General features: G+C 68.7%; 12 protein-coding genes. 9 read left to right on the top strand and 3 right to left on the bottom strand.

Annotation, left to right across the window (positions count from 1 at the left end):
• Nucleotides 1-109: 109 nt before the first annotated feature.
• From AC1DW0_RS17930 to AC1DW0_RS17900, 7 genes are all read left to right on the top strand, one after another.
• Nucleotides 110-2,758, top strand: coding sequence for a response regulator (locus tag AC1DW0_RS17930; RefSeq protein ID WP_477947159.1), 2,649 nt, complete (start codon nucleotides 110-112; stop codon nucleotides 2,756-2,758).
• A gap of 67 nt (nucleotides 2,759-2,825) precedes the next feature.
• On the top strand, nucleotides 2,826-3,167 hold the full coding sequence (locus tag AC1DW0_RS17925) for an Hpt domain-containing protein (protein WP_056202705.1): 342 nt from the start codon (nucleotides 2,826-2,828) through the stop codon (nucleotides 3,165-3,167).
• Nucleotides 3,160-4,203 carry an adenylate/guanylate cyclase domain-containing protein gene (locus tag AC1DW0_RS17920; protein ID WP_477947157.1) on the top strand — a complete coding sequence of 348 codons (1,044 nt, stop codon included), beginning with the start codon at nucleotides 3,160-3,162 and terminating at the stop codon, nucleotides 4,201-4,203. The genes AC1DW0_RS17925 and AC1DW0_RS17920 overlap by 8 nt, the downstream gene beginning before the upstream one ends.
• The gene (locus AC1DW0_RS17915) at nucleotides 4,200-6,029 is read left to right on the top strand and encodes a patatin-like phospholipase family protein (RefSeq protein WP_477947155.1); all 1,830 of its coding nucleotides are present in this window, start codon (nucleotides 4,200-4,202) and stop codon (nucleotides 6,027-6,029) included. The genes AC1DW0_RS17920 and AC1DW0_RS17915 overlap by 4 nt, the downstream gene beginning before the upstream one ends.
• Nucleotides 6,026-6,652: a Crp/Fnr family transcriptional regulator gene (locus AC1DW0_RS17910; protein WP_056202713.1), complete on the top strand. Its 627-nt coding sequence runs from the start codon at nucleotides 6,026-6,028 to the stop codon at nucleotides 6,650-6,652. Before AC1DW0_RS17915 ends, AC1DW0_RS17910 begins: the two co-directional genes overlap by 4 nt.
• Nucleotides 6,653-6,787: 135 nt before the next feature.
• A complete protein-coding gene (locus AC1DW0_RS17905; protein WP_056202716.1) occupies nucleotides 6,788-7,006 on the top strand; it encodes a hypothetical protein in 219 nt (72 codons plus the stop codon).
• A gap of 3 nt (nucleotides 7,007-7,009) precedes the next feature.
• Nucleotides 7,010-7,825, top strand: a complete 816-nt coding sequence (locus tag AC1DW0_RS17900; protein ID WP_056202720.1) for a CheR family methyltransferase — start codon at nucleotides 7,010-7,012, stop codon at nucleotides 7,823-7,825.
• On the opposite strand, the gene AC1DW0_RS17895 is transcribed toward AC1DW0_RS17900, so the two are convergent.
• A complete protein-coding gene (locus tag AC1DW0_RS17895) occupies nucleotides 7,822-8,514 on the bottom strand; it encodes a response regulator transcription factor (RefSeq protein WP_056202722.1) in 693 nt (230 codons plus the stop codon). The two genes, AC1DW0_RS17900 and AC1DW0_RS17895, sit on opposite strands and share 4 nt — an antisense overlap.
• 172 nt (nucleotides 8,515-8,686) lie before the next feature.
• Here AC1DW0_RS17895 and AC1DW0_RS17890 point away from each other — a divergent pair, with 172 nt between their 5' ends.
• A complete protein-coding gene (locus AC1DW0_RS17890; RefSeq protein WP_056202726.1) occupies nucleotides 8,687-9,040 on the top strand; it encodes a hypothetical protein in 354 nt (117 codons plus the stop codon).
• 3 nt (nucleotides 9,041-9,043) lie between these two features.
• Here the strand turns inward: AC1DW0_RS17890 and AC1DW0_RS17885 are convergent, their stop codons facing one another.
• Together AC1DW0_RS17885 and AC1DW0_RS17880 are read right to left on the bottom strand one after the other, a co-directional pair.
• Nucleotides 9,044-9,586, bottom strand: coding sequence for a DUF1415 domain-containing protein (locus tag AC1DW0_RS17885; RefSeq protein ID WP_056202728.1), 543 nt, complete (start codon nucleotides 9,584-9,586; stop codon nucleotides 9,044-9,046).
• Nucleotides 9,583-10,776, bottom strand: a complete 1,194-nt coding sequence (locus AC1DW0_RS17880) for a M20 aminoacylase family protein (protein WP_056202732.1) — start codon at nucleotides 10,774-10,776, stop codon at nucleotides 9,583-9,585. The genes AC1DW0_RS17885 and AC1DW0_RS17880 overlap by 4 nt, the downstream gene beginning before the upstream one ends.
• Before the next feature lie 311 nt (nucleotides 10,777-11,087).
• Here AC1DW0_RS17880 and AC1DW0_RS17875 point away from each other — a divergent pair, with 311 nt between their 5' ends.
• Nucleotides 11,088-11,402 (top strand): hypothetical protein, encoded by a 315-nt coding sequence (locus tag AC1DW0_RS17875; RefSeq protein WP_157282007.1) that lies wholly within the window; start codon nucleotides 11,088-11,090, stop codon nucleotides 11,400-11,402.
• The last annotated feature ends 61 nt before the right edge of the window (nucleotides 11,403-11,463 follow it).

Genomic DNA, 11,463 nt, shown 5'->3' with positions numbered 1-11,463 from the left:
TCGACCGGCAAGCACATCGCCCACCGGGCCGGCTTGGGGCGGCCCGGCGCTCGGCCCGCATGCTCTTTCATGCATCGCGAGTGCCGCGAATGCGGAATGGATAGCTGACATGACGACCGCCCGCAGCGCCGACCCGACCGACGTCGAACAGCTCCGACACGCGCTGGCGCAGCGCGAGGCCGAACTGGCCGTCATCAACGCCGTGCAGCAGGCCCTCGTGGGCCAGCTGAGTCTGCAGGGCATCTATGACCTGGTCGGCGACAAGTTGCGCGAGATCTTTCGTGGCCGCGACGTCGGCATCCGCGCCTTCGACCTGGATCGTGGCCTGCAGCACTTCCCCTACCTCGTCGAACGGGGCCAGCGCCTGTGGCCGGATTCGATGCCGCTGCAGTCGCAGGGCGTCGCCCACCACTTGATGACGACCAGGCAGACCCTGCTCGTCAACCGCGATGCCAAGGCGGTTCTGCTCGGCCTCGGCAGCGCCCCGCCGGCGGGCACGGAAATTCCGCGAGCCGTCGTCCTGGTGCCGCTGGCCAGCAACGGCACCGTGCGCGGCGCCATCGAACTCAACGATTTCGAGCGCGAGGACGCCTTCGGCGACTCGGAGGTACGCCTGCTGGAAACCATTGCCGCCAGCACCAGCCTGGCGCTGGACAACGTGCAGTTGTTCAACGAGACGCAGGGTGCGCTGCAACGCCAGACGGCCAGCGCCGACATCCTGCGCGTCATCAGTTCCTCGCCCACCGATACGCAGCCGGTCTTCAATGCCATCGTGCTGACGGCTGTACGCCTGCTGAGCCTGGACTGGGCCGCTTTCGTGCGTGTCGAAGGCAGTCAGTATCTGTCCCGGGCCGTGGCCACGCCCGCCGGACTGGAAACCGGGCGATGGACCGAGCCGGTGACCATCGACCCGGAAGCCAACTTCCCCTCCCAGGCCATCGCCTGGAAGCGCACGGTCCACATCCCGGACTGGGACGCGATCGAACTGCCGCCACGCCAGCAGATGATTCGGGCCGTCACCGGCGCGCGTACTTCGCTGTGCGTGCCGCTGCTGCGCGAAGGCGAGGCTGTGGGCGCAATGATGTTGTTCCGCAAGCGCCCGGGCGGCTTCACCGCCAAGGAGATTGCGCTGGCCGAGTCCTACCGCGACCAGGCCTTGATCGCCATCGAGAACGTGCGGCTCTTCCACGAGGTCCAGGCAGCCAAGGCAGCTGCAGAAGCCGCCAACGAAGCCAAGAGCGCCTTCCTGGCGACGATGAGCCACGAGATCCGCACGCCGATGAATGCCGTCATCGGCATGAGCGGCCTGCTGCTGGACACGCCACTTAATGACGAGCAGCGCGACTTCGCCGCCACCATCCGCGACAGCGGCGACGCGCTGCTGACCATCATCAACGACATCCTCGACTTCTCGAAGATCGAGGCCGGGCGCATGGACATCGAGGCCCAGCCCTTCGACTTGCGCGACTGCGTCGAGTCGGCCCTGGACCTGGTGGCGCCGCGCGCCGCCGAGAAGCGGCTGGACCTGGCCTATCTGTTCGAGGGCGATGTGCCGACCTCGGTGAACGGCGACCTGACGCGGTTGCGCCAGATCCTGCTGAACCTGCTGTCCAACGCGGTCAAGTTCACCGAGGCGGGTGAGGTCGTGCTGACGATCACCGCGCAGCCTCGTGGCGAGCAGTACGAGGTGGGCTTCACCGTGCGCGACACCGGCATCGGCATGAGCGAGGCCGCCCTGGCCAAGCTGTTTCAGAAGTTCAGCCAGGCCGATGCCAGCACCAGCCGCAAATACGGCGGCACCGGCCTGGGCCTGGCCATCTCGCGCCTGCTGGCCGAGCTGATGGGCGGGCGCATGTGGGCCGAGAGCGCCGGGCCAGGCCATGGCTCCAGCTTCCACTTCACGATCGTGGCCCCGCTGGCGGAGCCGCAGACGATGGCGCGGCGCGAGTTCTTCGGCCCGCAGGTTGCCCTCAAGGGCCACCGCCTGCTGGTGGTCGACGACAACGCCACCAACCGGCGCGTGCTGGCCCTGCAACTGGCCAAATGGGGCCTGGTGCCGCTGGACACCGAGTCGCCCGAGCAGGCCCTGCAATGGCTGCAGGCCGGCGAGCGCTTTGACCTGGCCATCCTGGACATGCACATGCCGGGCATGGATGGCGTCGAGCTGGCTCGCCGCATGCAGCCGCTGGCGCCCGCGCTGCCACGGGTGCTGTTCAGCTCGCTGGGCCGCAAGGAGATTGGCGATGCCGCAGACGCCTTTGTCGCCTATCTGCACAAGCCCCTGCGCCAGAGCCAACTGCACGACATGCTGATGGCCTTGCTGGCCGGCAAGGCGGCGGCGGCAGGCGATGCCCCGGCCGCGCCGCGGCTGGACCTGGGCCAGGCCGAGCGCCACCCGCTGCGCATCCTGCTGGCTGAGGACAACGTCGTGAACCAGAAGCTGGCGCTGCGCCTGCTCGGTCAGATGGGCTACCGGGCGGATGTGGCCAGCAACGGCATCGAGGTGCTCGAAGCGGTGGCGCGCCAGACCTATGACCTGGTGCTGATGGACGTGCAGATGCCCGAGATGGACGGGCTGGAGGCCGCGCGGCGCCTGCGTGCGTTGCCGCAGTGCCCAAGCATCGTCGCGATGACGGCCAACGCCATGCAGGGGGACCGCGAAGCCTGCCTGGCGGCGGGCATGGACGACTACGTGACCAAGCCGATTCGGGTGGAGGCGCTGGTACAGGCCTTGCAAGCCGTGCCGGTGCGGTCATGATGCGGTGCCCGGTCCGGGTGCAGTTGAAGGTGCACGGCTGCATGGATGGGGCGCAAAGGAGGGGGTCATGGCGGTGATCGACGACGACGTGTTCGCGGCACTGGTGGACAGCGCCGGGGCCGACTTCATGCCCGAGCTGATCGACTCCTTCCTGGAGGACGTGCCGCAAGGCCTGGCGGCGATGCGGTCGGCCATCACTGCCGGCGACGCGGTGGCCTTCAGACGGCATGCGCATTCGCTCAAGAGCAACGGCGTGACGTTTGGAGCCACGGCTTTCGCCGAGGCGGCGCGCGCGCTGGAGCACACGACGCTGGCCGAGCTGGGCGCTGCTGCCGCCGGCCGGGTCGATGCGCTGGCCGCGTTGTTCGACCCCGTGGCCGCCGAGCTGAAGGAGCGCCGCCATGCGTGACCGCCGTGCCAAGCGTGCGCGCATCCTGCTGGTGGAGGACAACCGGGTCAACCGCCTGCTGCTGGCGCGCCACGTCGAGTTGCTGGGCCACGAGGTCGTGGCGGTCGAGGACGGCCTGGCGGCGCTGCAGCGCGTGCAGCAGGAGGCCTTCGACCTGCTGCTGGTGGACATCCACATGCCGGGCATGGACGGCATCGAGCTGATGGAGAAGCTGCGCGCCCACCCCGAGCTGCGCGAGCTGCCGGTCATCGTGACCTCGGCCGTCGAGGGCATGGACAGCATCGTGCGCTGCGTCGAGCTGGGCGCCGAGGACTATCTGCACAAGCCCGTCAACCTCGTGCTGCTGAAGGCGCGCATCAACGCCAGCCTGGAGCGCAAGCGCCTGCGTGACCAGCAGCGCGAGCTGGTGCGGCGCTTCGCGACCCGCGAGGTGGCCCAGGACCTGGAGGCGGAGGGCTTCGCACTGGGCGGGCGCCGGGTGCAGGCGACGGTGCTGTTCTGCGACATCCGTGGCTTCACGACGCTTGCCGAATCGCAGCCGCCCGAGGACATCATCGAGCTGCTGAACACCTACTACACGCTGATGTTCGCGGCCATCAACGGTCATGGCGGCGTCGTCAACCAGATGATCGGCGACGGTCTGATGGCCATCTTCGGCGCGCCGCAGCCGCTGCCCGCGGCCGGCCAATGCGCCGTGCTGGCGGCGGCCGAGATGATCGAGATGGTGGCCCAGTTCAGCGAGGAGCAGCGCGCCGCCGGCCGGCCCGAGATCCGCATCGGCGTGGGCATCGCCAGCGGCGATGTCGTGGCCGGCTACACCGGTACGCGCCAGCGCGCCACCTACACCTGCATCGGCGACGCGGTCAACGTCGCGGCGCGCATGGAAGCTCACACCAAGGTGGCCGGCCACGCCGTGCTGTTCGACGCCGCGACCCAGGCCCAGCTCGCCGGCGCGCTGCCGAGCGAGCCCATCGGGCCGGTGCAGTTCAAGGGCAAGACGAGCTCGGTCGACGTGTTCGCCCTGACCTTGCAATGACCGAGGGCTATCACGACCGCCTGCTTGGCGAGCTGCTGGCCCAGGCCTTCGGCGAGCTCGACGCGGCCACGCTGGCCCTGCTGCGCGAGCAGCTGACCTGGGTCGAGGTGGCTGGCGGCCAGACGTTGATGCAGCAGGGCGAGCCGGGCGACTCGATGTATCTGTCGGTCAGCGGGCGCTTGCGGGCCTATGTGTCGAGTGATGGCGAGACGCCGCGTGTCGTGCGGGAGCTGGGCCGCGGGCAGGTCATCGGCGAGATGAGCCTGTACACGGCGGCGCCGCGTTCGGCCACCGTCGTCGCCATCCGCGACTCCGTGCTCGTGCGGCTGGACAAGGATCCCTTCCTGCGCCTGATCGAGCAGCAGCCACGCGTCGGCATCGCGCTGACGCGCCAGATCGTGCATCGGCTGCAGACCGAACATGCGCCCGCGCCCTTCGCTGCGCCGGTCGTGCAGGCGCTGCTGCCCATCACCGCCGGCGTGGACGCGGCCGGGCTGGCACTCGGCCTGGCGGCGGGGCTTGGCCGTTTCGGCCGCGTCTGCGTCATCGACGCGGCCGCGGTGGATGCCGCCGTCGGCGCGGCGGCCGACGAAGGCGAGCGCTATCGCCAGGTGTCGCTGTGGCTGGACGAGGTCGAGGCCGCCCACGACTTCGTGTTGCTGCTGGCCGACGACGCGCCCACGCCCTGGACGCAGCGCTGCTGCCGCCATGCCGACGAGGTGCTGCTGCTGGCCGATGCCGGCGCCGCGCCGGCCGTGCACCTCAGCGAGACGCAATGCCTGGTGCAGCGCCCGCCACGAACGGAGGCCGACGAGATCCTCGTGCTGCTGCACGCGGCCGACACGCCGGCACCGCGCGGCACGGCGGCCTGGCTGGCGCGCCGGCCGGTGGCCGATCATTTCCACGTGCGCCCCGCGCTGGCAGGCGACCTGGCCCGCCTGGCACGGCTGCAGGCGCGCCGCGCGGTCGGCCTGGTGCTGGCCGGCGGTGGCGCGCGCGGCTTCTCGCACCTCGGCCTGCTGCGCGCGCTGCAAGAGCAGGGCGTGGTGGTGGACTGCGTGGGCGGCACCAGCATGGGCGCGGTCATGGCGGCGCTGGCCGCGACCGACCAGCCGCTGGCGCACACCACGGCCGTTGCGCGCGAGGCCTTCAAGGTCAACCCGACCGGTGACTTCAACCTGCTGCCGCTGATCTCGCTGATCCGCGGCCGGCGCCTGCGCGGCATCCTGGACCGAGCGCTCGGCCGGCTGGCCGGCCCGGGCGCCGGCATCGAGGACCTGTGGAAGCCTTTCTTCTGCGTGGCCACCAACTATTCCCAGGCCAGCGAGGCCCTGTTGACCCACGGCCCGCTGGAGCGTGCGCTACGCGCCAGCACGGCCATCCCCGGCGCGCTGCCACCCGTCGTCGTCGATGGTGACCTGCTGTGCGACGGCGGTAGCTTCAACAACTTCCCCGTCGACGTGATGCGCGCGCGCCGCGGCGTGGGCCTGGTCATCGGCGCGGACCTCAGCCTGCACAAGGCCCGCAAGCTCGACTTCGACGAGGTGCCCGGCCCCTGGGCGCTGCTGCGCGACCGCTGGCGCGCGCGCTCGCGGCGGCGCTACCGGCTGCCCGCGCTGTCGGCCTATCTGCTCAACGTGACCATCCTCTACAGCAGCTCGCGCCGCCGTGCCGCGCAGGCCGCCTGCGACGTCTATTTCAACCCGCCGCTGGAGCGTGTCGGCCTGCTGGCCTGGCAGCGTTTCGACGCCATCGTCGAGCAGGGCCACGCGCATGCGCTGACCGTGCTGGCCCAACCCCAAGTTCAGGCGCTGCTCCAACCATGACCGACACCCTCGCCACCATCCTCGGCTTCATCGGCGCCACGCTGATGCTGGCCAGCTATCTGATGAAAAGCATGCTGCCGTTGCGCATCGCGGCACTGACGGCCTGCTGCTTCCTCGTCGCCTATGGCGCGCTGAAGTCGGCGCTGCCAACGCTGCTGCTTTATGGCGCACTGATCCCGATCAACATCAAGAAGACGTTGCAGATCAGGAAGCTCGTCAAGGCCATCGAGAACGCGCGCGACGGCACGCCAGTGTCCGAGTGGCTGCTGCCGCACATGCACCGCCGGACCGTGAAAGCCGGCACCACCTTGTGGCGCCAGGGCGATGCCGCCACCGAGATGCTCTACCTCGACACCGGTACGCTGCGGCTGGCCGAATACGACGAACTGCTGCCGCCGGGCAGCCTGGTCGGCGAGATCGGCCTGTTCGCGCCCGACAACCGCCGCACGCTGACGCTGGAGGCTCCGGGCGATTGCGTCGTCTACAGCCTCACAGCCGAGGAGATGGCCTTGCTCTACTACCAGAACCCCAAGCTCGGTTTCCACGTCATGCGCCTCGTCGTCGCGCGCCTGATGCGTGATGTGCAGCGCCATCGACCCGAAAACGGGTTGCCGTCGGCATGAGCGGCGTGCTGGACCGCTGAAGGCGGCCGAGGCCGTGGCCTGGATCACGCCGCAGCGGGGTCTTGAGGCGGCCCGACAGACCCGGTCAAGAATTCCCCGCAGCGGCGGCTGTCGGCAGCTCCTAGGCTTGGAGCCATGTTGGCCGTCGTCCTTTCCACCCCTCAGGCGGGCCAGCGCGTCAGCTGCCGGGGCAGCCTGCCGATGGAGATCGGCCTCTACACGGCCGTCGAGCAGTTCGATGCCGCCGGTGCCGAGAGCCTGCAGCTGACGTGGGCCAGCAACGTGCCCGCCGACGCCTGCCGCGCTCTCGGCCTGGCCGATCTCATCGCCACGACGGCCCGAGAGGACGCCTGAACGATGGGCTTGCCGGAATTGCGCGAAGACACGTATGTGCGGCTTGGTGGGCTGATGCAGGAGAACCTGGGATTGGGCTTTGCGACGGTCAAGAGGACCGTGGTGGCGTCCCGTCTGGCGCCGCGGCTGCAGCGCCTCGGCCTGGACAGCTATGAGGCCTATGTCACGCTGATCGCCACGGCGGACGATGGCGGCGAATTCCAGATGGCTGTCGACCTGCTGACCACCCCCGAAAACCATTTCTTCCGTGAGTTGATGCATTTCGACCTGCTGGAGTCCGAACTGAGCCGTGTCCGTCCGCAGCGCCCGCGGCTGTGGAGCGCGAGCACTTCCTTCGGCGACGAGGCCTACAGCCTGGCCATGCTGCTGGCCGACCTGCAGCAGGCCGGGCGCGTCGGCGCTGATTGGCTGGTGCTGGGCACCGACACCAACGAGCGCCGTCTGCGCAGCGCCGCCGAGGGCCTCTACCCGCAGGCGCAACTGCGCGGGGTCACGCCGGAGCGGCTGCGCCGTTACGGCCTGGGCGGCGACCCGGCAAGTACCGGCCTGGTGCAGATGCAGGCCGGCCTGCGCGAGCGCGTGCGCTTCGAGCGCCACGACCTGCGCGCACCGCTGCACGGCGCTCAGGGCTTTGATGCGATCTGGCTGCGCCAGGTGCTGGTCTATTTCGATGCGGCGACGCGCCAGACCGTCCTGGCGCAAGTGCTGGCGCGGCTGCATCCCGGGGGCTTGTTCTTCGTTGGAACGGCCGAGCAGGGCCTGGTCACGACGCCGGGCCTGGATGCGCTGGCCCCAGGCGTTTTCAGAAAACAGGTCTAGATCAGCTGCAGCGGCGCGCGGAAGACATAGCCGACCCGCGACTTGCTCTGCAGCGGCACCAGGGTGGGCGTGGCGCGCTCGATGCGGCGGCGCAGGCGGTAGATGGTGGCCGACAGGCCGTCGTCGGTCTCGCCCTCGGGCACCTCGCGGCCGAGCTTGTTCAGCAGAGTCTCGCGCGTGACCGGTTCGCCGCCGGCCTGGGCAAAGCATTCCAGCAACTGGCGGTCGGCCTCGCTCAACTGGATGCGCGTGCCGTCGGGCACGACGAGCTCGCCACTGGCGCGGTCCAGCTTCCAGACCGCGTCGGCCGCCGAGGGCTTGGCAACGCGGCGCTGCACGGCGGCAATCGCCAGCGACACCTGCTCGAACTGCACCGGCTTGACGAGATACATGTCGGCGCCAGCCGTGATGACCTCGCGGAAGACTTCCGGCCCGAGGCGCCCCGACACGACGACGACGCCGGCATCGGTGCGCCGGCGCAGGATCTTGATCAGCTCCACGCCGTTGACGCCGGGCAGCATCAGGTCGACGAGATAGAAATCAAAGCCAAAGGCATCGGGTGAGGCCAGCAGCGCATTGCTGTCGTCGAAACGGCTGACCGCGATGCCCTGCTGCTCCTGCAGATGCTGGGTCAGGAACTCGGAGTACTCAGCGTCGTCATCGATGAGGGCGAGGGTCTTGGGTTGCATGGTGGCGGGGGACACGAGAGCAGCCGCGGAGTTTGCCGCATGACTGGGGCGTCAGCATGCCTCGGAAAGCCTCTTGAACGTGGTTTGCTGCACGTTTTGGGTCATAAATGACTGACACTAGGCGGACGCTGTGATAAATCAAGCCGCCAACGAGCGGCACGAGGAGACCGCGATGGCCGATGACGTGCAAGCCGAAGGCCCAGACGAGTTGACTTGGCTGCATCCGGGCCAGCGCGCGGCGCCGCCCGAGGCGCTGCGACGCATCCAGGTGCTGTGTGGCAGCCGGCCCGACCTGTTCGCCGCCATGTTCCTCGTGCTGGCAACCCACCAGGAGCTGCCGCGCGACATGCTGGCGGCGGCGATCAAGCAGTTCCGTGCCGACCTGGATGCCTACAGCCGCGACGATGTTGTCAGCTTGCTGACAGCCATCTGGAATGGCGGCAAGAGCGGCTTCGATGCCGTGTTGCGCACACGCGCCAATTCGCCCAAGAAGGGCGGCGGCGCGTTCTCCTGGGTGAAGGAATGAGCCTCAGCCCTTGAGGCCGAGCTTGCGCCAGCCCTCCACGCCCAGCTTGTCCAGCGTTTCTAGGTTGTTCTCGTAGATGGACGCCGTGTCGGGCATGGACTCGACGGCGCGCTCGATGCTGTCTTCGCGCAGGATGTGCAGCGTCGGGTAGGGCGAGCGGTTGCTGTAGTTGGCGATGTCGTCGGGCTCATTGCCTTCGAACTGGTATGCGGGGTGGAAGTCGGCGATCTGCAGGATGCCGTCGAGCTTCAGTTCTTCCACCAGCGCGTCGGCCGCGTCCAGGAAGTCGTTGAAGTCGAGGAAATCGGTCAGCACATGGGGATGGATGACCAGCGTCGTGTCGACCTCTTCCGGATCGGCACGGTTGAGCGCCAGCAGTTCGCGGGCCAGGTCCTTCAGCAGCGCCTCGGGCTCGGTGGCGTCGCTGACGACGTAGCGGATGCGCTCGTTGACGTGGACGGCCTTGGCGAACGGGCAGAGGTTCAGGCCGATGACGGCCTTGACGACCCAGTCGCGGGTGTCCTGGATGATTTGCTCGTGATTCATCGCGGTGTATTCAACCAGGCTTCAGCCATCCTGACCCACATCGAGCCGCCCAGCGGAATCAGCTCATCGTTGAAGTCATAGCTCGGGTTGTGCAGCATGCAGGGCCCCATGCCATGGCCACCGACGCGGTGGCTGCCGTCGCCGTTGCCGATCAGGAAGTAGCAGCCGGGCTTGTCGAGCAGGTAGTAGCTGAAGTCCTCGGCGCCCATGGTGGGCTCGAACTCCTGCACGTTGTCGGCACCGACCATGTCGGTCAGCACGCGGCGAGCGAATTCGGTTTCTTCGGGGTGGTTGATCGTCGGCGGGTAGTTGCGTCGGAATTCGAACTCGGCAGTCAGCTCGAAGGCGCCGGCGAGCTGCTCGGTCATCTCCTTCATGCGGCGCTCGAACAGGTCCAGCAGCTCCAGCGTGAAAGTGCGCACCGTGCCCTCCATGACCACTGAGTCGGGCACCACGTTGGTCGCCTCACCGGCGTGGATCATGGTCACGGAGATGACGCCGGGGTCGATGGGACGCTTGTTGCGCGACACGATGGTCTGGAAGGCCGTGACGAGCTGGCAGGCGGCCGGCACCGGGTCCAGGCCGAGGTGGGGCATGGCGGCGTGCGAGCCCTTGCCGCGCAAGGTGATCTTGAACTCGTTGCTGCTGGCGAACACCGGGCCACTCTTCAGCGCGAACTGGCCGGCCTGCATGCCGGGCCAGTTGTGGGCGCCGAACATGGCCTCCATCGGGAACTTGTCGAACAGGCCGTCCTTGATCATCTCGCGCGCGCCGCCGCCACCTTCCTCGGCAGGCTGGAAGACGAGGTAGACGGTGCCGTCGAAGTTGCGGTTCGTCGCCAGGTGCTTGGCGGCGGCCAGCAACATGGCGGTGTGGCCGTCATGGCCACAGGCGTGCATGCGGCCCAGGTAGGAGCTGGCGTGCGGGAACTCGTTGCGCTCGGTCATCGGCAGCGCGTCGATGTCGGCGCGCAGGCCGACGGCGCGGTCGGACGAGCCGTTCTTGACGATGCCGACGACGCCGGTCTTGCCCAGGCCCCGGTGCACGGGGATGCCCCAGTCGGTCAGCGCCTGGGCGATGACGTCGGCTGTGCGCTGCTCGTGGAAGCAGAGTTCGGGGTGCTTGTGCAGGTCACGGCGGATGGCCGTGATGGCCGGCGCGTCGGCCAGGATGGTGTCGATGAGCTTCATGAGAGGGTGACTTCAGGCTCTGTAGAGGCCTGAGTTTAGGATCGGGGCCTGTTACCAGGGCAAAGGTCGGGTGCGTTGCCACTCAAAAGCCTGCGAGCAAGGCGCGAAACGAAGCTGGGGTCGTCCCCAGCGAGGCTTCGCAACGCCGCGCGCAGGCTTTTGAGTGACAACCCTTCGGGAGAGGGTCTGCGCGGGCGCATGGCGTTGTTGCGCGCCTGGCCTGGGCATGAGCCCTGGCGGCGCCGCGCGTCTAGCCCTGCACCCGCGCAGACCCTCTCGCACCGATCTTTGCCCTGGTAACAGGCCCCTCCGTGAACGTTCGTCGTTGGTCAAGAAACTGGCTGTTGTGGCTGGCGCTGCTACTCCCCCTCGCGCAAGCGATGGCCGGGGTGCATGCGCTGTCGCACGTCGGCAGCGACCGCCAGGACGACGGCATCGCCCACCTGGTTCACTGCGACCTCTGCCTGACCGCCGCCGACCTCGGCGCCGGCGCGCCAGTGGCCGAACCGGTGGTTCTGGCTGTCGGCTCGGCCACGCATGCCGCGCCGCTAGTGGCCCGCGGCGGTGTACCGCGCGCGGTCAGCCTCGGCCTGCCCCCGGCCCGCGCGCCGCCCGCTTCCGCCTGAAGTCCAAGCCTTCCCGCGCCCAAAGTTGGCGCGGGTGTTTGCGTTTTCTTGCGGAAGTACC

Source organism: Roseateles sp. P4_D2 (assembly GCF_056401875.1).
Note: the sequence above shows the minus strand (reverse complement) of the source record. Positions and strands in the feature narration are given on the sequence as shown.